This is a genomic window from Vibrio sp. 1401, from assembly GCF_033340295.1.
Genome location: NZ_JAWOWF010000045.1, coordinates 1 through 19268 on the forward strand (window position 1 = coordinate 1; position 19268 = coordinate 19268).

At 48.1% G+C, this 19268-nt stretch carries 20 protein-coding genes and 1 pseudogene; 3 read left to right on the forward strand and 18 right to left on the reverse strand.

Features of this window, described 5'->3' with window-relative positions; genetic code table 11:
- Window positions 1-75 precede the first annotated feature (75 nt).
- A pseudogene (locus R7Z77_RS19085) lies at window positions 76-336 on the forward strand (transposase); the annotation flags it as partial.
- Here the strand turns inward: R7Z77_RS19085 and R7Z77_RS19090 are convergent.
- From R7Z77_RS19090 to R7Z77_RS19130, 9 genes are all read right to left on the reverse strand, one after another.
- On the reverse strand, window positions 314-1003 hold the full coding sequence (locus R7Z77_RS19090) for a hypothetical protein (protein WP_005396850.1): 690 nt from the start codon (window positions 1001-1003) through the stop codon (window positions 314-316). The pseudogene R7Z77_RS19085 and the gene R7Z77_RS19090 sit on opposite strands and share 23 nt — an antisense overlap.
- 30 nt (window positions 1004-1033) lie before the next feature.
- Window positions 1034-1366, reverse strand: a complete 333-nt coding sequence (locus R7Z77_RS19095; protein WP_065274332.1) for a hypothetical protein — start codon at window positions 1364-1366, stop codon at window positions 1034-1036.
- A 230-nt stretch (window positions 1367-1596) separates the two neighbouring features.
- On the reverse strand, window positions 1597-5289 hold the full coding sequence (gene traN, locus R7Z77_RS19100; protein WP_262660545.1) for a conjugal transfer protein TraN: 3693 nt from the start codon (window positions 5287-5289) through the stop codon (window positions 1597-1599).
- A gap of 2 nt (window positions 5290-5291) precedes the next feature.
- Window positions 5292-6320, reverse strand: coding sequence for a TraU family protein (locus R7Z77_RS19105; RefSeq protein WP_262660544.1), 1029 nt, complete (start codon window positions 6318-6320; stop codon window positions 5292-5294).
- Window positions 6304-7428 carry a TrbC family F-type conjugative pilus assembly protein gene (locus R7Z77_RS19110; protein WP_262660574.1) on the reverse strand — a complete coding sequence of 375 codons (1125 nt, stop codon included), beginning with the start codon at window positions 7426-7428 and terminating at the stop codon, window positions 6304-6306. The genes R7Z77_RS19105 and R7Z77_RS19110 overlap by 17 nt, the downstream gene beginning before the upstream one ends.
- Window positions 7429-7438: 10 nt before the next feature.
- Window positions 7439-7951 carry a S26 family signal peptidase gene (locus R7Z77_RS19115; protein WP_175542028.1) on the reverse strand — a complete coding sequence of 171 codons (513 nt, stop codon included), beginning with the start codon at window positions 7949-7951 and terminating at the stop codon, window positions 7439-7441.
- Window positions 7935-8282 carry a plasmid-related protein gene (locus R7Z77_RS19120; RefSeq protein ID WP_071701358.1) on the reverse strand — a complete coding sequence of 116 codons (348 nt, stop codon included), beginning with the start codon at window positions 8280-8282 and terminating at the stop codon, window positions 7935-7937. Before R7Z77_RS19120 ends, R7Z77_RS19115 begins: the two co-directional genes overlap by 17 nt.
- A complete protein-coding gene (gene traC, locus R7Z77_RS19125; RefSeq protein ID WP_262660543.1) occupies window positions 8275-10677 on the reverse strand; it encodes a type IV secretion system protein TraC in 2403 nt (800 codons plus the stop codon). Before traC ends, R7Z77_RS19120 begins: the two co-directional genes overlap by 8 nt.
- Window positions 10678-11370 carry a DsbC family protein gene (locus R7Z77_RS19130; protein WP_005396831.1) on the reverse strand — a complete coding sequence of 231 codons (693 nt, stop codon included), beginning with the start codon at window positions 11368-11370 and terminating at the stop codon, window positions 10678-10680.
- A 368-nt stretch (window positions 11371-11738) separates the two neighbouring features.
- Between R7Z77_RS19130 and R7Z77_RS19135 the strand changes: the two genes are divergently transcribed.
- Entirely contained in the window at window positions 11739-12005 is a 267-nt protein-coding gene (locus tag R7Z77_RS19135; protein ID WP_169701085.1) for a DUF1778 domain-containing protein, read from the forward strand.
- The gene (locus tag R7Z77_RS19140; RefSeq protein WP_258500909.1) at window positions 11996-12502 is read left to right on the forward strand and encodes a GNAT family N-acetyltransferase; all 507 of its coding nucleotides are present in this window, start codon (window positions 11996-11998) and stop codon (window positions 12500-12502) included. Before R7Z77_RS19135 ends, R7Z77_RS19140 begins: the two co-directional genes overlap by 10 nt.
- A 40-nt stretch (window positions 12503-12542) precedes the next feature.
- Here the strand turns inward: R7Z77_RS19140 and traA are convergent, their stop codons facing one another.
- The 9 genes from traA to R7Z77_RS19185 form a co-directional block, all read right to left on the reverse strand.
- Entirely contained in the window at window positions 12543-12929 is a 387-nt protein-coding gene (traA, locus tag R7Z77_RS19145) for a TraA family conjugative transfer protein (RefSeq protein WP_025586954.1), read from the reverse strand.
- Window positions 12926-13498, reverse strand: coding sequence for a TraV family lipoprotein (locus R7Z77_RS19150; protein ID WP_154216601.1), 573 nt, complete (start codon window positions 13496-13498; stop codon window positions 12926-12928). The genes traA and R7Z77_RS19150 overlap by 4 nt, the downstream gene beginning before the upstream one ends.
- 74 nt (window positions 13499-13572) lie before the next feature.
- On the reverse strand, window positions 13573-14862 hold the full coding sequence (locus R7Z77_RS19155; protein WP_025586952.1) for a TraB/VirB10 family protein: 1290 nt from the start codon (window positions 14860-14862) through the stop codon (window positions 13573-13575).
- The gene (locus tag R7Z77_RS19160) at window positions 14862-15761 is read right to left on the reverse strand and encodes a type-F conjugative transfer system secretin TraK (RefSeq protein ID WP_262660573.1); all 900 of its coding nucleotides are present in this window, start codon (window positions 15759-15761) and stop codon (window positions 14862-14864) included. The genes R7Z77_RS19155 and R7Z77_RS19160 overlap by 1 nt, the downstream gene beginning before the upstream one ends.
- On the reverse strand, window positions 15745-16371 hold the full coding sequence (locus R7Z77_RS19165; RefSeq protein ID WP_025586950.1) for a TraE/TraK family type IV conjugative transfer system protein: 627 nt from the start codon (window positions 16369-16371) through the stop codon (window positions 15745-15747). The genes R7Z77_RS19160 and R7Z77_RS19165 overlap by 17 nt, the downstream gene beginning before the upstream one ends.
- Window positions 16368-16649 carry a type IV conjugative transfer system protein TraL gene (traL, locus tag R7Z77_RS19170; RefSeq protein WP_000433891.1) on the reverse strand — a complete coding sequence of 94 codons (282 nt, stop codon included), beginning with the start codon at window positions 16647-16649 and terminating at the stop codon, window positions 16368-16370. The genes R7Z77_RS19165 and traL overlap by 4 nt, the downstream gene beginning before the upstream one ends.
- A 189-nt stretch (window positions 16650-16838) precedes the next feature.
- A complete protein-coding gene (locus R7Z77_RS19175; protein ID WP_025586949.1) occupies window positions 16839-17945 on the reverse strand; it encodes a Fic family protein in 1107 nt (368 codons plus the stop codon).
- Between the two features lie 131 nt (window positions 17946-18076).
- A complete protein-coding gene (locus R7Z77_RS19180) occupies window positions 18077-18712 on the reverse strand; it encodes a DUF4400 domain-containing protein (RefSeq protein WP_000033753.1) in 636 nt (211 codons plus the stop codon).
- Complete coding sequence (locus R7Z77_RS19185) at window positions 18699-19259, reverse strand: conjugative transfer protein (protein ID WP_262652102.1); 561 nt, start codon at window positions 19257-19259, stop codon at window positions 18699-18701. Before R7Z77_RS19185 ends, R7Z77_RS19180 begins: the two co-directional genes overlap by 14 nt.
- Window positions 19260-19268: the final 9 nt, after the last annotated feature.

A 19268-nucleotide genomic window follows, 5' to 3' on the forward strand; every position in this document is an offset into this window, starting at 1 on the left:
GGTCTGTCGCACTAACATTTGTAAACGATCACTGGATCACATTGTTTTAATTCTGAAATTGGCTGCGGAATGACGGACTTAGTCAAAGATGCGGCGTTTGTCCTGAATATTGAACTGCATTATCTTCCACCTTACAGTCCAAACCTCAACCCAATCGAGCGGCTATGGAAAGTAATGAATGAGAAGTCGAGGAACAACGTTTACTTCAAAAGAAAACGGGACTTCAAGGCGGCAATAGACCAATTTTTTGCAGTGACTCTTCCAGAGATCGCAGGCTCCTTGACATCTCGAATTAATGATAATTTTCAGGTTCTCAAGCCAGCATCTTCAAGTTGATTCGGTATATATGATTTTTGTAAGCGTGGTAGTTATCAAGTACCTGATGATAAAGCATTGCCGACTTTTTTCTTGCGGCAGGATGGAAGGCATTGATGAAGACAACCCCGTCATTAACATGCACTCGTTCGCTAACTTTTTTAAGCTCAGGGAATACGTAACGTTTAACTTGATTATATGTGCCGCAAAGCACAACAATGTCAGGGTTAATCAACTCAATTTGCCTTCGAACAAAAGGGGCAAATTCTTTGGCATGGGCGTCAAATGATTTTTGGTCGGTTCGCGCACTTCCAGATGTTTTCCTTATATTTATGTATGCAATATTCTTAACTGCATTTTTTTCATTTAATTTAGCATCTCTCAGTGACGGCACAGCCCCATCATATTTTTGAAGTCCGTAAGCCCAACGCCCCACCCGACGAAGAACCTTTCCTCGCCACCATCCACTTGCCTTCACCTCAATAGCTCTATTAATAGCGTTGACAATATTTTGCTTTGCTTCATTTGTTTCCTTTAAAACAAACAAAACTTTTTTACCACAACTATCCCAGTCCTCAGTTGAAATCACTCCATCGTAGTTGAAATACCAATCCTTCGGGAATGCCTCTGACCATGCAACCATTAACTTATCAAGACAGTCTATTTCTGAAACATATTTATCATCCATAGGAAAACTCAGGCTGGTTCTTATAAAACATCATTTGGATAGATGAGTAGTTCCATTAGGTAGCCATTCAATATTTAAAGTGCCACCACCGAAACGTACAATCCCTTCCTTTTTCGGAAGCACGTTACATTGACCTCGGTATTCTATGAAATTATCCAGAAGTTCAAGCAAGTGTAGTTTGAAGCCTGACTCGGTGACCTGATCAAAAATGTCATCTTCAAGAGTCCAAGATGTTCCGCTTAGGCGGTCTTCGTCATCTTCCGCACGAAACACTACCTCACCCGACACCTTCACAATGTCAGGGTGTTGTTTTGAAAGCATAGCCAAGCGAGTAGCTTCAAAATTTTGATCGAAATTAGGCACTATTAATTTTCCTTTTATCATAAATTTGATATATGCCAGACTATCAGCTTTTCCTTTTTGCAGCAGCCTCCTAAGTCTGAAAATAGTAAAAACTCAGAGTAGATTGCGTACACGCTGAACAGATAGTATAAAAGACACAAAGTGCCAAATTGGTTACCTTAAGGCAAATTACGCTCATTAAAGTAACCAAAATGGAACATTATTGGCGCAGCTATTTTAGAAGGACGTGCTCAATTATTCCCCGAAATTTCTTCCGTCGCCTCCTGACGCAGTTTCTGAGCATCCATTCCGTTTAGCCTTTCAATAGCTCGGTCTGCGGCACTTTGACGGCTTCCATCCACGTTTAGCGTACTTCCTGAGCCTGTGAGTCGTTCCAGATCCAGTGATGGTACTTCGGGTAGGTTGCCCGTGATCGATAAGATACCTATCCATTCATCCAGATTGACTTGGCTCCAATCCACCTGGTTTAACTGACTAGCGGTCAAACCTTCACAGTTTGGTGACTTGGCACTGCCCCAGCCAAGGCCCAATTGCGGACGTACTTGTTCCTGAATGATCCGTGAAAGCGGCGAAGTAAAGCAGCAATATGATTGCCGTTTCTCAACACAGGCACCTAAGAACTTAGACTTGCAGTAAGAACCTACATAGTGGCAACTCTTCAATACTCGCTTGGCGTTCATCTCAAACTCACTCTGCTCACATTTCCAGATAAGCTGAATGAGGATCATGGTGACTGAATAAATCATGTAGGCCGTCATAACCGTACTCAGAACCGCGCCCGCAGCGCCACCCAGCGCGAAGTTACCACCCGAAACAACACCATCGGCTCCAACCGCGCCACCAACGTTACTAAACAGTGCCGATTGCGCCCCCGAACCAAAGGTCGTACCTACCCATTCAGCCGTTTTGTTGGTCAACACCTGCATGAAGCCTGTCGCTGCTTGCTCTGCTCCCGCACCAGCAGCCGTTGATGGACCAGCCCCCATGAGAGAGTCCCATGCAGACACAAAGGGCTCTTTGACCGCACTCCAGGTACTTGTGATTGGTTCCCTGAGCGTATTCCACGAACCATAGATTGCCGAAGACGGATTCATGGCCATGACTGCCGTATCAAGCTTGTTGACCGCCACTATCATCGTGATGTAGTCCGATAACGACACGCCACTTGGCTTTTCACAGCAATCCACTATGCCGCCAACGGCTTTTTTGCACTGGCCAGCATTACCTTTAAAGACCGTACACTCGACGTTGTCTTGGCCATCAGCTCCCGTGCATGACATATCATTGGTCATAAACTGCGCCGCATTAAGCATGGCAGCGGCTTCTGCAAAGTTAGCCTGCTTGATTGACTCTGGCTCTAAACAATCTGTGCCCATGCAGCGAACAGGCCCCACACAGTTGTATTGAGTTTCCATTCGAGCGTTTTGCACTTCAACGCTTTGTCCGCAGTCATACACCAAACTTTGGATATAGCAGAAGCCTTCATGACCAGCCCCACCTTCAGTGCATTCGGTTCTGACATACTGGCAGGCCGGGTTTTGCTCTAGCGCAGAACACGTATTGGTGGTCGTGTTTTGTCCATTATTGACGATGGTTTGCGTATTACCATTGGCATCTACCCAACTATCTGAGCTGCCCATGTTGAACTCTGGATGAGCAGTCGAAGCATTGTAGGTCGCTCTTGCCCTCCAGCATGAGAGTCCCAGTCCATCAGAGCTCCCACGACTGGTTAAATGAGCAGGAGACGAAACAACCGCCGGATAAAGGCTTCCTAGATTGGCCAACTCGCCACTACCAACCGTTAACCCGTCGATTCGTTTTGTGCCCGTATCCAAACACTGCCACTGCACCGCAGTAAACTGATCCGTTTGCATCAAGCATTGGTCTATGCCCGGATCACTTGATTGATGAACTACCTCCTGCTCTAAATACTTGCCAGAGAAGGTCAATGAAGCGCTCAGTTTCGCAGGAGCCAAACACTTCTGAACTTCTCGGCTGCAAGTATCGAAATCGACTTTGTTCCAGCCGGACTCACATCTGGAACGCGTGACTTCCTGCGGTTCATGCCACGAAATAATCGACCCATTAACGACCTTGCACAATGAGCCAACCAAGGTTCCTTTTGGACAGGTCATTTCAGGGTACTTAATGGACGGTTTCGTCTCAGTCACCGTTTCCTTATTGCCCGTCAGTGAGAGTGTCGTTTTCCAACCATTTGCCTTGGATGGCGACTCGGTGATTTTTATCTCAGTATTTTGATTATCAAAAATCCTCAGCGTCGCGTTTCCAGTTTGCATAGTACTGTTGTGCTGTGGAACAAAACTGAGCGTTTCGGAGCTAAAGCAACCACGCTCAATGGACCAGCTTTGTTGATGGGTTTCAGCGGATACACGTCGCTCTAACTGACACTGAGTAAGCGTGCTGATCTTCTCGCACACCTGGTAATCCGGTACATGCTTGGTTTCAGTAAATGGCGTAATCGTCTGAGTAGGCTCACAGGCCTCAAAACTACTCGGCATAAGATTGGATACTACGCACTTTGGATCGCTGGTTTGTAATCCACAGTCATAAGTATCGGTAAAACGAATGCATTCACCTCTATCATTGGTTTCAGCACATTCTGACGACATGAAGCCACAAGAAGGGTTCGCTTCAAGCACTTGGCAGGCCTGATTTTCAATTCCCTTATAGCTTTCGTCATCCACACTCACTTGTACACGCCGACACAAAGGCGATATGCCAGCCACAGGGCTAGGGGCAAAGTAGGATTCACAAACTGAAACACCATTGACCACCGTACATCCGTTGGTTGAAGAAGGCTGATCCGTGCATTGAATACTATAATCTGAAAACTTCGCCGGTATATCCGCGGCTTGTTCGATACAGGACTGTGGCGACCAACCATCATTCATCACCACCTTGGTTGGATCAAAGCGCACCTTGATGCGAGCATACCCCTCACCACTACCCGTAACCGATACGCGAATTTTTACCGGCACTTCTAAACCGGGCTCTACCGCTTTTAGCTTGGCAGTGAGATCGGTATTTGGATTGCGCTCCCAACTGGTACTGAGCTCGCAGCGACCTGCCGTTTCTGGTGGAAAATTATTGTTCGGCCCAGACCAGACTTTCTGATCGCCAAGCCAAACTTGCATGTAGTCATCCCATTTAGCGTACTCAAGAACGGCTGAGGTAATCGCATCGGGGTTCACAACTTTGAGTGTGATGGCCTGTTCAAACACTTTACAACGGCCACTCCAGTAGTTGTCGCCAATACGTCCTATCCAAACTTCAAGACACCCCTCACCACAAGAGCGAAGGTTCATCGGTCCTGAAACATGCTCAATAATGCCTGCCGTGTAATCGTGAGTAATAGTGCAGCTGTTAACCGCTGTATTGAGCCTGTCACATTGCTGGTAATTTGGGCTGCCTTCACCTTGAGACTCACAGCCGGGGAAGCTTTGGGTTAATAGATTGGGGTCAGTTTGAACCACATCAGTTAATGCCCAAAGCGGATCATTGACCATATCTGGCCGCGACCTGTCTTTGATTTCCTGTAGCGAACGAAACGCCTCACCCGTAGCGCCACTCTCGGATGCCATGCTCTCTTGACGCTGCGTCCCCAATTGATTCATGCTGGTATCAGAGCCATAAACGCCCGTTAAGACATCTAATGAGCCCTGATCCATACCAGGAAATAGCTCTTGCAAGTTAATGGACTCATTACCACTGCCACTCGGCACCAACAATGTATTGCCGTTAAGTGCGGGCATCGTCCAGTTTTGCAGCAATTGCTTAGCTTCTTGTTGTCCGCTTAAGCCGGATTGGCGCTGCACATCAGCGGCCACACCATGTAAGGGCAAGCACGCCATAGTGATTGATAAAACACCCGCTAAAACTCGGGTAAAAAGTGTTGGTTTCATAGTTAACCTCCCGAGTTACAGCAGTCTTGCCAGCGCCACAAAATGTAGAGCGCATCTTCACCGGCACCGGGGATCGTTCGCCACTCTCCCCATTTCATGGTGCTTTCACCGATGACATGCGCACTTTCAGTTTCCGGTACTGGGAAGAACATACTCATTTTGTATTGGGATTTCGGCAGCATGGGATCGATAACAGGTCGGCATAGCGCACTGTTCCCCATTGTTCGCCTTGCAAGACCACGCCTGTGTTGAGCCGCGATTGCACGCGCCGCTAAATGGCTGGTGTTTTCTGCTAATGAGCCAAAGGCTAAGGTGTGGCCAGATAACGGGTAGAGATGGCCCCAACTGCCAGCACACCAAAACAACTGGTCGATGGGTTTACCAAGCATTGATGAAGCAGCGTCAGCGGTACAAGCAGATATAGCCAATGGATTGGCAACGGCAGCCGCTTCAGGCTGAGTAAAAAAGGCCAGTTCATCGTTCAGCCATGTTGGGTCCAATTCCGACAAATACATCAAGTCAAAGTCCATGTAACCATCGGCATTGCAATTGCCATCCATGAACAAATCGAGCATGACCAAAAGCGGAAAGGCGTAATAATGGTAATGGTAGAACGCAAGATCACCGGTATCGTATTCGCCTTCACCATGACCACCTTGCAATCGTCTATCACCTAACGGTAAACGAATCCCTCCCAGGGAAGGCGAACAACCTGGCGTTCTGACCAGTTCAATCAAACGCGCTGGCTCCCACATGCTGGTAACAATACCTGGCCTTGGCACGCCTAAGTTGTCTTCACATAAGCAAAATGACTTGTTTGATGCGCCGCTTGGGACATACCCAGAACCAAGAGGAAGACCGGCAACCCGGATAGGAAAAATGCATGACCAGCAAACATCCGTCAGCAACTTGCCGGACAATAACCCAGCATCTGGGCAGGTCAGGTCGGCTTTTGCAGGAATAGATGCGCCAAGGACAAACATGACAACGAGAGTCCGCAACAGACGATACGTATTATTGAGCTTTTTCATGAACAAGCTCCTTTGCTGGAATTTCTTCTATTTCAAACGCGAGCCCCTTTGCTTGAACAAACGATGGGGTGACTTGCAGATCAAAGCGCTGCTTTAGCGAGGCATTGAGAAGGTAAACCGGACTGTCCAATGTCTTTTCAAGCGCATTGAGGCGATTCCAGCCTTGAGTACGGTCGAGCTGCGTGGTGATAAGCGTAATGCGGCGCAGTGTCCTATCTTGCGTCTCAAGCCAATGCGCTACTGCGTCCACTTCTTCAGCGTTCGACGCATTAAACACCACAAGCTGCTGAGTAAACGGCAAGGCTTTTAGCGGGTTAATACGCGTTCCTGCTGGGATCAATGTTCGACCATTGGCATCCAATAGTGGCCGCTGCATGACGATGGTTGGATCAACCGTTCTTATCCGATACTGCGTGGCTTTGGGTAAATCAGTAAATGTTTGGCGAGACCAGAAACGCTCAATGGCTTTTTTCTTTAACGCGCCCAGGTCAAGCGACTGTAAACGCTGCATCGCCACTTGCATCAAATCCGGTTCTAAAATCGAATGAATTGGACCGCGTTGACCCAATGAACCGGTATTGCCTGTTTCAATTTGACGCTGCAACCAGTCCTTGCTGTAAACCCCTAGTGCACTTGCAGTCACCTTGTCATCTTCTATGCGGAAAATGGCAGGCACGCTAGTCACCCGCCAGTGCACAAAAGCTTTCGGATCGATTCGAACCTGAGGAACAGGATCAAGCCCCGTCATCAGCGTATGCCAATCACGGATAGCCGCCCCCAAGGTCTTTCCTTCAGGAATTCCCCGAAACAGCACAATAGCGCCGGTAGCACTGGCCTCTTTGAAAAGCTGCTTCAGTGAGGAATCCCCCAGTGAAGACGACGCAAATATCAACCATTCATCGCTGTGTTTGAGCGACGCAGGTTGTTCAACCGGTGCAAAAGGCTCTATAAATTCAGATGAACCATCCACAGCACTTTGTAAAATGCTGCGGCTCATTTCGACGATCTTTTTGTCCTCGGCAGACAACGGATAAGGCTCTTGTGCCCAGGACACTTGAACCCAAGCCAATGGAGCAACCAACAAAAATAAGAGATATAGTCTTTGCATCATCTACCTCCTACCAAAGCGGCCAAGCGCGACCGACAATCTGCTCGCGCTTAACGGCATTCCAATAGCGGGAGTCGAAACTCGTTGCAGCCTCGCCGGAAAACCAATATTCGTTTTCTTGCAGCGTCAATGAGCGGCTAAATTGTGATTCGGCCACACCAAGACGCTGGGCTAATGCCATGCCGGTAGAGACTTCAGCACCGTTCACCAGCACATGATCAGGCGTCACATTGACTTCATCCCCAGGCATCCCTGTTAGGCGTTTCAGCATCCGAGTACCGTCGTTATATAACGGAGCGAGTCCTTTTGAGTGGAAGGCATACAAACCATCCTTAACGGGCTCTTTATTCCATAGGTCAATCAGATACACCGTGGTATCAGGCAGGCAGCGCTCTTGCTGGGTATCAATACCTATTCGGTAGCGCATCATGGCGTAGGTGCCTACCAAGGCCATGATTAACGCAAGAACAGTCAACCGGATGAGGTATGGCCGCCAAGGCATTCTTTTACGGAGTATCTGCATGAGACACCTCCTTTGAGCCTACTGGCACAAATACGGAATCATCAGCACCCACCACCGCTTGGGCATCCAGCACGATAAAACCGGCTTTTTTTAACTTTTCAATTTGCTGATTGGTCTGAAGCAACCTGGACTCGATGTCTTGTTCGCTGGCATTGGGGCCCAGTGACAACACCGCCTCCCCAAAATCTACGACTGCAATGGGCGTACTTAACGCCAACTGGCTGTGGATGGGTTCGAGTGTTTTCATTAAAAGCCAGCTGGTCATTAAACCGCTACCAGCAATAGACAAAGTAATAGAGGCCATAAATGGCCAAAGCGTGGTCTTATTCATCAAAGCCTCGCTCCTTCAACAACTGAGAGATGGCATCAGCAACAGAAAGGCCTTTGCGCGTTAACTGTTTAATCGCGTTTACATCTTCTGCACGGGACGAGTACAACAGCTTGTGAAACGGATCGACGATGAGGCGGCCAATCCCGGTGCCCATTTCGGTAATAAAGAAAATTTCTGAATAGACACCCGTGACGGTATGAACCGTTTTCAGGTATTCATAACCGCCTTCACCTAGTGGCAAGCGACCTTCTTTTTTGAGTGCGTTGATGGTTTCAGCTTTTTGGCCAAGCAGGTACATATTGGCCGAGTTTTCAGCGATGGCTTTACCTGTTGGGCTGTCGTATAAATCGTTGACCGACTGCGTTACCGTTACAGCACTGCCGCCATATTTTCGAAATCGACGGTAACCGGTTTCGATGAACTTACCGACATCACCTTGAGTCAGCAGATCCCAAGCTTCGTCAATGAACACAATCTTGCGACGATCCCGCTCACCTAAGTACATCTCTTGTTGGATTTGGTAGATAAGCTGAAGCAACACTACTTGTTGTAGATGCTTACGCCCCTTAAGCTCTTCTAACTCCAGAACGGTGAAACGGTTTTTGAAGCGAATATTGTTGTGGCCATTAAAGAATCGGCCATATTCGCCCTGTGTCGTAAACGGATAAAGCTGCTCACCCACGTCTTGCACACGTCGGTCTTCGTGATTTTTCAAGGCCTCTGCCACATCATCAACCAACATGGCACGACCTTTTTTCTCCCACAGTTCACGGGTCTGACGCTTTAGGTTTGCCATCTGAAAATCGGTTAATGACTGCGTAGGTGCGGCCATTGCGGCCAATAACCCAACCAACACATCCGCTTCTTCGTCATAGTCCTCAACGATTTCAAACGGATTTAAGCAAATGCCACTGTCTCGCCCGAACTGTAAGAACTCACCGTCATAGACTTCACACAGCTTTTCATAAGAGCGGCCAACATCAATCACCCAGCATTGCCCGCCTTCTGATAAGTAGGAGGAGATGATTTCGTTCACCAGGAAAGACTTGCCCGACCCAGATTGCGCAGCTATGCAACAGTTGTAATTACTGCCCGAGTCATAAAGGGATACACTCATGATCTGGCCATTACGGGAAACAAAGTTAATCACTGGCGTGCCTGTACCTTTCCAATCCGCAAACAAAGGCAACAGAGGGATCACATGCCGTGTCGCCATGGTCTTGAATCGAAACAAGTCGTTCATCGCCTGGCGGTCAGCACCAAATGGCAAGGCATTCAGGAAAATGGGCAAACAGAAATACTTGTCTTCCATCAGCTCAAATCCAAGTTCTTTGAAGTAAGTTCGGGCATTTGAAACAGAGCTGATGGACGCTTCTTCCGTTGGTGAAAACAGCGTCAAAGTCATATTTGCCCGAATAGGACGATCACCTTCTTGCAAGGCTTCAAAAAGAACATCAAATCCCTTTTTCTTGGCTGCAAGCACCGGCACAAACTTGAGCATCGGGCCATAGGCCTGATTGACCGCCCATTGACGCTTCGTCTCTAAACGAGATCGCATGGCCTCAGCTGAAGGAAAGTGAATGGTGACATTCAGCAAAAAGCTTCCGCGTAAACCTCGACTGCCCGTCATCATATCGCCCGCAAAACTTGCGGCATGACCAAACCAGATCCGCTCAGGCAAGCGCTTAAATGATAAGGTTTTAACTCGGTAATCACCCAGCATCAGACCTTGGCTATCCACCTTGATAGCTCGGTCATAATCCAACACTTGCTCCCTAAGTGGTTTATCTGCCTCACTGCGGATTGGTGATGGATTACGCCAGGAAGCATCTTTTCCCCAGTTAAGCTGCGCACTTAATGCCGCGAGCCAGTTTCGGTCAGTCAACTCAGTAACGCGAAAACCAACCGTTGCCAGCGCTTGAGAGAAAGAAGCCCGCAGCGCGGATGCTCGACTCAACTCACGCTCCGTCGGTATAGGACTTTCCAAAGGCAATTTGCAGGTGACGATCAGTTGAAAGTTGCGTACCTGAGTCTGGGTCGATTCTTCTATCGGTTGAACCGTGCCCCCATCGAGGAAATCCGCACGTTTGCGAATCGACGCCCTGAGCAATGGATCGGATTGACGATGCCGTAAGCCCATCATGCGCTGAAGGTCGGTTTGAATATCGGGCGAGGCGTACAGGCCAAATTGCAGCAAAGTGTCTGTTGGCCAGTCGTTGTTGAGTAGAACATTAACCCTGTCTGCAACAGACTCATCACCACCCGGCAATGGGTCACATAGAAAACCAAAGCCAACACTCTGGTCTTCCATGAAAAACAGTTGCTCATCGTCTGAATAGGCCAATACTGGCAAGAGCTCTGAAGCGCGTTGCCCTGAATACAGAGAGGCTTTCATCTAAATCCCCTCCAACCAAGCAGAAAGGTCATAAGGACGGCCTCGGCTGATGCGACCATCATTGGCGACAACGAAAGGCACACCTTGAATGCCTAGGATTTGAGCCGTCACCAAGGCACGCTGCATTGGTTCTAAGTTGCAGGCATCATCCTGCTCTAGGTTACCAATCCGGCCATTGAGCAATGCATCGGTGGCCGCTTTCTTGTCACGCGCACAGCCAAGCTGGCGAACCTGACGCTCTGAATCAGGACCAAGCACTGGCACAGGGAGTATTTGGAAGGTGTATTCTTTGGTTAGCGGTAAAGCTTGTTTCAAAAGCTCATGGCAGTGCGGGCATCGTGGGTCAACAAAGACCACCACTTTCTTTTTGCCTTCGCCCAGCGTCAGTGGGTTCAAATCATCCATTTTTAAGCCAAGACGACTTAAGTCCAGCGTGTTCCCCGCTTCACGAATTTCTTCAAGGCTGGTAAGCGGCTTTTTGGACCAGGCATCATAGAGCGTGCCATCAATGACGAACCGGCCACTGTCTGACATGAAAACAATACGGCCATTGCTTTCGACCGCTTTCATACCCGTGACCGGCAAAGAAACCATGCCGTCAATTTTGCCAACGGGCGACACTTCAGACACAGGTTCAGCTTGAACCAAAGGAGACAGCGCAAGCGCCAGAATAATTGGAGATAGTTTTCGCATGAGGAGTCCTCGTTAATGTAAATCGAGGCTCCAGTCTATGCAGTTGTCCTATGTGGACTCGGTTAGATAGATTGAAGAATTGGGTGCCTTGCTAGGGTGCCACTTGTTGTTACGCACTATTAGTTCAGGTATAGCTTTCATTCTGGCAGCCTTACAGGCTTCCCCTCAAGTCATCTGGTTTAGCTGATTCCTTTTTTTCATACCTTAGGTGTTAATTTTTGCAATGTTTTAAACCAGAAAGAGTGACATCCCCTCGAAATCAAACAGACCTACTCTCAAAGTTTCATGCCCAACAATTCGTATATCTATTGACTACACAGAAAAGTCATTTAAACTGTGTATTAAATAGATATACAGAGGATGGTGTCATGGCTACAAAGACAGCCCCAATCAACATGCGAGTACTGCCATCGGTAAGAGACATCATCGATGCCGCAGCAAGTTTAAAAAAAGTTGATAGAACCGCGTTCATTCAGCAAGCAGCACTCAATGAAGCGCATAGTATACTGGCAGAACAGCGCGATTTTGTTCTAGAAGCAAAGGCTTTTGAAGCGTTTGATAACGAACTTCGTGCAGAGCCACAGACTCTTGAAGGTATGAAAGATCTGTTTAAGAGGAAAGCGCCTTGGGAATAAGTGCACCAACCCTCCTCACTGATGAGCACCAGCTTAATGCCTTTCAATGTGGCATTGAAGAGCTCGATAATTGGTTAAGAAAACAGGCGTTAAAGAGTCAAAAGCGGGGAACCGCGAGGGTGTATGTGGTCAATGACACTGACGCCCATCAAGTGGTCGGGTACTATGCCATTGCCATGGGATCGGTTTCCAGAGAGCAAGCTTTCAGTTCATTAAGAAGAAATAGTCCAGATCCCATTCCCATGGTGATTCTAGCCAGGCTTGGAGTAGATAACGCCTATCAAGGTCAAGGCATTGCGGCAGGTCTTTTAAAAGATTGTATCATTCGCTCAGTACAAGCAATGAACGCTGTCGGTGGAGCTGGAATCTTAGTCCATGCTATTGATGGTAGTGCGCAAACGTTCTACAAGAAATTTGGCTTCAAAGAATCGACGTTTGATCCTTTAGTACTCATGGCAAGGATCTGCGATATCGAAAAATCATTGTCGATAGACTGAGATGACGGCTCCCCTTTCACAAGAGAAGCCGTCAATATTATCAGGTGCCCAGTAAAACGGCGCTGATCGCTGGAACTGCTGTGCCAATGACTTCTTGAGTACTGGCAACAACAGGTAAAGTTGCAGACATGACACTTTCAACGACTGTTGGCGTATTGTAGAGACCCATACCGCCACCAATGCCTAAGGCAAAAGCCATCAAGCTTTGGCGAGCGATACCGCCCACAATACCCACCAGTACCATGGCTCCCGCTACGATCCGTCCCAAAGTACCTTGGGTCCAGTCTTTTAGGGTATCCCACACATCGGTGAAAGCATCACCACCGGTGCCCGCAAATGAGGGCTCCGAAATCATTAACGCCATTAAACCAAGCGCACTAATAGTCATTAGGCGCTGAGTTTGAATGGTGCGAACTGCATTTGTCATTCGTTAGTTTCTCCGTAGATACTCAAGTTATCGCGCTTACCATCAGCTCCCGCTGAGGCTGAATCGCTTTGAGTCTGAAGTGGACGTAGCACTGGCGAAACCGTTCGAGGTGCGGACACCCCAATATCCCACCGGCGCGGTTCAATTTCGGTAAACACGTAGCTGGATAAATTCAGATCTCCACGGTCATCCTCCCAAGGCGCAATCCAAATCCGCATCACCCTTGAAGGAATGCGAATAGGTGCAGATTGCTGCATCTCAGGTAATGCTGGATGGCTCAGCAGTCCTGTCTCTAAATCAGATTGTGAATACCCAGAGGGAGAACCAATTCGAGTCGCCACAGCATCAATCGTCTTGGGAGCAGCGCCATTACTGGTCAGCTCATAGACTTCACGAGCGGATAAACAGCGCACACCGTCAGGCATACCTGGGCATCCATATTCACTACTCCCAAGACCCAATGAACTACAGCCAGACAATAAGGTTGAGCCGACTGCCAATAAAAGTAATCCAGCTTTAGACCACTGTTTTGACTGGTGCTTTGGGTTGTACTGCATTGATGTCGTCATAGTTAACTCTCCTCTGGATACACATGTTATTGTCTGAAACGGACTTCGATCGGTTAGCAACATGCAGGATTTTTTCATCTTCTTGCACCTCCCCATTGCGAAGTGGCCAACGACAACGAGGCCCCACGAGTGACTATGACTTCAATTTTCCTTGCAGCGTCTACCTCTATGACTGGGAACATATTTTCAGCCATGTCCAAATAGAACTTGGCCACTCGATCCAATGCTTTACCTGTGCCTTTAATCGCAGCGCCCTGTAATGCTTCTTGGCTCATGACTTGCTGGTACAGCTGAGTATCACCGGCATTACCCGTCTGAATCGTCGGTACAGGATTTACATCAAATGCGCCTGCCAAGCCCTGAAGGAATCCGGCCATCATTGATTTGGCCACCAGTTGGCCTTGTTTCGACACTAATCGGCCACGAATACCGGCTTTGCCGTCTTCACCCACGGCATAAGAATCCAGTCGTGTTTCAATGACGCCGCCATCTTCTCTCACACATGAAATGGTCTCGCCTCGCAAATAAGCACGCTCAGAGCTCAAATCACCGTAACCTGCGGCGATCAAGAAACATTCTTTGATATCCGCTCTAAATCGGTTGGGTAAAATGGCTTCCTTTTGAATCCTCAGCAATGCAGGAAAAGGCTCGCGTCTTGCGGACTCGTGAGTAGGGGCATCCAAACCCGTGATCAAAGTACCTGAGATGATGCTGCCCGCCGGTAGATACAAAGGCGGCGCTTCTTGCACAACAACCTCTGGTTCAGCAACCACTTCAGGCTCAATCATACGAATCGTGATTGGCGGCAATGGAACATCCCGAGCTCGTGTACCTTGGCCATTGGCTGGCTGCTGATAGAGCGGATCAGGCAGCGGCGCATTGGCAAAATAATCGTCTGGGTTAGATGGCAGCGGCTTTTCGTCTTTAGGTAATTCCATGGCAGATAAAGGCACTTCAAAACGACTATTTGTGCCTTCAACTGCTGCATCACCTCCAGCGCGAACATCATCAAGTTCCGCTCTAAGGCGGGCCAACTCCGCATTGACCTCACTTGGAATAGAAGGCGAACCTGGGCTTAGCCGTCCTGAATCGACGTCACGACGCAAGCGCTCAACTTCACGACGTAACTGTTCATTGCGCTCACTGAGTAGTTTTACGTTCGCAGCCAAACTATCGACCCCAACATCACGAGTATTGGTATCCGTAAGAATGTGCCGGATCGTTTCCTGCCGGTTCCGACTGCTTGAGCCATCGTCAGGATTAGGTGAAAACACCATCACCATAAGAATGAGACCACCAGCAATACCAGCAACCGATAGACCCCGCTTCATGTTCGGGCTCATTTGTTCCCATTGTGCTTTCATCAAAGCTCACCTCCCACAAGAAGCGAAGGTCGCTGACTTTCCACCGCTTCTTCACGATGATTGCGAACAACCACATACAACTCAGTCTTTTCACCCGGAAACAAGATATTGCGAGGCCAGTAGGCGCTTGCCACTATATCTGGTGTATGACAGGCTATTTCACTGGCTTCTATCGGCTCATCGGCAAAGCTTTCAACCAGTCCTACATAGACGGTGAAGTAATGTCCCGTCACAATTTGCCCCTGCTTAAAACCAAACTTTAAGCCCGGCTGAAAACATTTCGGGCTTTTGTCAGTTTGGTCAGCTAAACGGATGTCATAGCCTTGTGGTAACTCATTTATTGCAAGGCGTCTGAGTAAATCACGTAAGCTATCGACGTATGGCTGAGCCGTTTCCCAAGTGACGGCTTTTCGGTTCACGACGCCCTTAATAGGCCACTGCTGACCATCAATAGCTAAGGTGATTTCACGCGGTGGAATACGACGGGGTACTAAGGTGACAGATAATGCGGGCGCTTCCTGACCAGGCGGAGTGATGTAAAGTGAAACCGGTGATTCTTTGTCCGTGGCCACATATACAACATTCCCCTTGATTTGCGTCTGAGCATCACTGGTTGTTCTCACCTGAGGCGATTCAAACGGCGTCACAATCCGATTCAGATGACCAAGTGCTACAGGGATCAGTTCATTAACACCCGGTGTCATCAGTAGCGTTGTTGGCACATCCGTTGAAACCGTATTGGTTTGAACCGGTGGATTTGCAGTAGCAGACTGCTTCATCACACTGGCTGGCACAATCGGCAATTCCACGTCTGCATGCGACGCTTGAGATAACAGGACGCCACTCAAGCTCATTGCGATTAAGCTTGGTGTCATCCATCGACTAATTTTGGTTCGCATCATTCACCCTCCGGTTTTGCTCTTGAGTCAACTTTTCACGAACGCGCTTCGTTCTAGCTTGCCCCTCATACGTATCCATCCAGCTAAGTTTTGGACGGTATTGCTCAATATCGATGTCAAACTCATAGGTGCGAGTTTGGCGCTGTTCATCTCCAGATGGCCCAGAGACCAAGGAATAACCGGTCACAAAGACATGGCCGGTTTCATACTCATACTCCACTTGTCTGGGTTGGAATTTGAGCGTGACTCGGTCTTCGCGGATTTGTCTTGCCTGAATCTCCAGTGCATCGACTACTTGCTGGTACACCGCTGGAGAAAGCAGCGGCTCGATAGCAACTCGGATGAAAGACACATTACCCGGCGTCACGTTGCCCATAAGCTCAGCCAGGTAGAGCCCCCAGGACTTCAGGTAAGGTTGAGTGGCTTGGTTTCGTGACACTTCAGCCGTTTCAGACAAGGTTGGTGGTTGAATGGCTACCACGGTATTGCGAGAAAATGCCGCAACCGCAAGCAGCAAGTTAGATAGCACCAGCACTGCAATCAGAAACCGTTGCCATCGGTTCTCTAATTGCGTGCCTTGCCATGATTTTAAAAACACGTCGAACTTCACGGCAGATAGCTCCTGATAAATGGGTTAGGGATCGTCTTGGCTTTGGTTGGCAACAGTCCGGCCCAGTAGATGGCGTGAAGAATAAAACCATCCGGGCGACCATCACGAAAACGCCGATAGAGCTTGGTTGTCACCAACCCCAACAGGCATAAAACCAAGGCATTACCGGTAAAAATGCCGATCACTAGCCCCAACAGAATGGGAGCCATCTCGTCGGCACTCCAAAGCAGGAAGTGCGGCGGGTCATCGATATAGGACGGAATACTCACAGGTTCCATAGTCACTCCTCGTTGTTTGAATTGAGAAGTGAAGGATGCCTTGGGATTGGCAGGTTCAGTGGTCAGCTAGATGCCGAATTCTTGAAGGTTTTGAGGTGGCTTTGTGATTCTGCTCTTACAATCATATTGATATCGTAAGCTTAATGGTTACAATTAGTGCACGATAATTGGCTCTCAATGTTCGTGTTTTTAACACAAGTGCGCGAGCTTATAACGAGTACTCCTCCCCCCGGCTTCACTTTTTACCAAGCAACCAAGCTCGACCAAAGCCGCTAAATGACGAGAAGCGGTTGGCTTACTCACTTTCGCCACTTTATGATATTGCGACGTATTAATGCCTTGGTCAAAATCTCCATCAAGCATTCGATTGAGCACTTTTACTTGTTCCGAGGACAGTCGCGTTTGATCGACATTTCGCCAGAAGTTTGTTTTAAAAACCGTTTGGTCGATTTCTTCAAGCACATTGGTGAATGTTTCACCTAAGGTGTTTAAAAACCACATAAGCCAAGCGGTAATATCAAGTTCACCTTTCTGGGATTGCTCTAATATTTCGTAGTAGCTTTTACGGTTGGCTAAAATCGCCACTGACATTGCATAGAAACGGACAGATTGGCGCTCAGCCTGGGCAAGCGCCAAATCAGTGAGTAAGCGGGTGATCCTGCCATTGCCGTCATCTAAAGGATGGAGCGTCACAAACCAAAGATGTGTTATCGCCGCTCTAAGCAATGGATCTAAAGCTGGATCCTCACGAGAGTCATTAAACCAGCGAATAAACACGTCCAGTTCAGACTCAAGCACATCTCGGCTCGGCGCTTCAAAATGCACAGTGGGTTTATCTATTCTTCCCGACACAACCTGCATTGGCTCGTCCCCGCGCAACTGCCCTCCTATAACAGGATTGAACAAGGTGTAACCCTCAGGAAACAGTCGTTTATGCCACTGCAATATTCTCTCAAGTGAGAGCGGCGAGTCTAAATTCTCCACCGCATCTAGCATTATTTCTGCTAAGCCATCAGTGCGTTCAGTAGTTGGAAATGGTTTTTCTTCAGAAAGACCGAGCTTATTAGCCAAGGACGAGCGAACAGAAAAAGCATTGAGCTTCTCACCTTCAATGGCACTCGAATGAATAATGTTCGCCAATAGCGTGTCTAACATACTTTGCTTTTGGTCTTTAGGTTGGCTCGACATCTTGCCCAACAACATTCCTTGGTGAAAGCGAATGTCGCGTAACTTGGGTTCAATGACTTTTTCATCCCAGATAAAGTTCGGCCAGTCAGCTTGTTGCCAGATCCACATCTTGTCGCCTTTTTGATTTAAATAACAGCCTATTCAAATCATAACATGATTGGAATAAAACTCATAATCGAATCAAATCATGATATGAATAAGTCAGATATTCATATCATCCTGTCTTGGTAACTATCAATTTAGATTTTCTTCTGCAAGTGACTTAACGCCAACCCCGCCATCAATGCCAAGCCGATGATCAGCGAAGGTAGTACCACCGGTGGAATAGCCAGCGGGGCGAACAATCCCATAAACAGCAAAATAACGCCTGAGCCCAGGATAATCATGCTGTAGCGGTGAATGATAGGGCTCGAAAAATCAAAGGTTGTCTTCTTAATCTTCCAGGTCATCAATCCGTCCCACAGCGCCGGTAACATGAGAATAAGCGCAAAGGGCAACCAGACCATCAGCAAAGCAAATCGAGTGAACACTTGGTACAGCACATCAAAAAATGCCTGAATACGGTCTTCTACCCACACAAACCAAAAGCCTCCCATATTCTCCATCCCTTTAGAGCGCAGTCGCTGCTCTTCAGTGGGGATTAGAAAGTCACGCACAGATTGCTCCATCTGCGTATCCACAACCCATGATTGATACCAGCCATGGCTAGTTTGACCTATCCAATAGCTTGTTTGAGCGCCCAACTGATTTTGGATCATCTGCTTCTCTTTACTAATGACCCGGCCAGTCCAATCACCGGGCACTAACACGCCAATAGCAATAATCTCCAGCATCAGTGCCAGACATAGTAGCCAAACCGACTTATGCTTGCTCATGCCAAACATCCTCTTCTACTCGGGCCAGCATGGCTGCAACGGTTGGCGTCATAATCCGGGCTTTAATCACTTGTTGAAGCCGCTTTGTCGTCGTATGACCGCTGACATAACGCACGTCGATGCGTCCTTCAGCCAAATACGCCATCCGATTTGGACGATTACGCATCCAGGTGTGGAAATACACACCATCTACTGCAGCCCACTCGAAATGGTCAGGGTCTCTCAGGCGAATCCCAGTTAAAGCACTGGCGGCAGTCCAGGTCAGTGCCTCAATGAAATGCCAAAGGCGTACATTGTCATCATCACAACTAACTTCTTCATAACTGCCCAAGCCATTGCACAGACACAAATCAAAGATGGAATGGCCATCTAACGTGAACGCATCCGTTAAGTAGTCCGCCAAGCAATACACCGAGGCCAAAGCATGAGGCCAGTCGGTTTCAAGCAGTCTTAAAGCTTCCTTGAACTGAGGGTTATGTTGCTGCCACTGAGCGAGCATTTCTTTACTGGTAAGTGTTGTCATTTTCAGACAGACAGAATGATGCATACAGACTCC

Coding starts and splice junctions, on each gene's coding strand:
- R7Z77_RS19155 (WP_025586952.1), bottom strand. CDS start 14,862: ATGAAAGCACAATGGGAACAAATGAGCCCGAACATGAAGCGGGGTCTA.
- R7Z77_RS19130 (WP_005396831.1), bottom strand. CDS start 11,370: ATGCGAAAACTATCTCCAATTATTCTGGCGCTTGCGCTGTCTCCTTTG.
- R7Z77_RS19110 (WP_262660574.1), bottom strand. CDS start 7,428: ATGCAAAGACTATATCTCTTATTTTTGTTGGTTGCTCCATTGGCTTGG.
- R7Z77_RS19175 (WP_025586949.1), bottom strand. CDS start 17,945: ATGTGGATCTGGCAACAAGCTGACTGGCCGAACTTTATCTGGGATGAA.
- R7Z77_RS19135 (WP_169701085.1), top strand. CDS start 11,739: ATGGCTACAAAGACAGCCCCAATCAACATGCGAGTACTGCCATCGGTA.
- R7Z77_RS19120 (WP_071701358.1), bottom strand. CDS start 8,282: ATGAATAAGACCACGCTTTGGCCATTTATGGCCTCTATTACTTTGTCT.
- R7Z77_RS19160 (WP_262660573.1), bottom strand. CDS start 15,761: ATGCGAACCAAAATTAGTCGATGGATGACACCAAGCTTAATCGCAATG.
- R7Z77_RS19090 (WP_005396850.1), bottom strand. CDS start 1,003: ATGGATGATAAATATGTTTCAGAAATAGACTGTCTTGATAAGTTAATG.
- traL (WP_000433891.1), bottom strand. CDS start 16,649: ATGGAACCTGTGAGTATTCCGTCCTATATCGATGACCCGCCGCACTTC.
- traC (WP_262660543.1), bottom strand. CDS start 10,677: ATGAAAGCCTCTCTGTATTCAGGGCAACGCGCTTCAGAGCTCTTGCCA.
- R7Z77_RS19150 (WP_154216601.1), bottom strand. CDS start 13,498: ATGACGACATCAATGCAGTACAACCCAAAGCACCAGTCAAAACAGTGG.
- traN (WP_262660545.1), bottom strand. CDS start 5,289: ATGAAACCAACACTTTTTACCCGAGTTTTAGCGGGTGTTTTATCAATC.
- R7Z77_RS19180 (WP_000033753.1), bottom strand. CDS start 18,712: ATGAGCAAGCATAAGTCGGTTTGGCTACTATGTCTGGCACTGATGCTG.
- R7Z77_RS19185 (WP_262652102.1), bottom strand. CDS start 19,259: ATGCATCATTCTGTCTGTCTGAAAATGACAACACTTACCAGTAAAGAA.
- R7Z77_RS19115 (WP_175542028.1), bottom strand. CDS start 7,951: ATGCAGATACTCCGTAAAAGAATGCCTTGGCGGCCATACCTCATCCGG.
- traA (WP_025586954.1), bottom strand. CDS start 12,929: ATGACAAATGCAGTTCGCACCATTCAAACTCAGCGCCTAATGACTATT.
- R7Z77_RS19105 (WP_262660544.1), bottom strand. CDS start 6,320: ATGAAAAAGCTCAATAATACGTATCGTCTGTTGCGGACTCTCGTTGTC.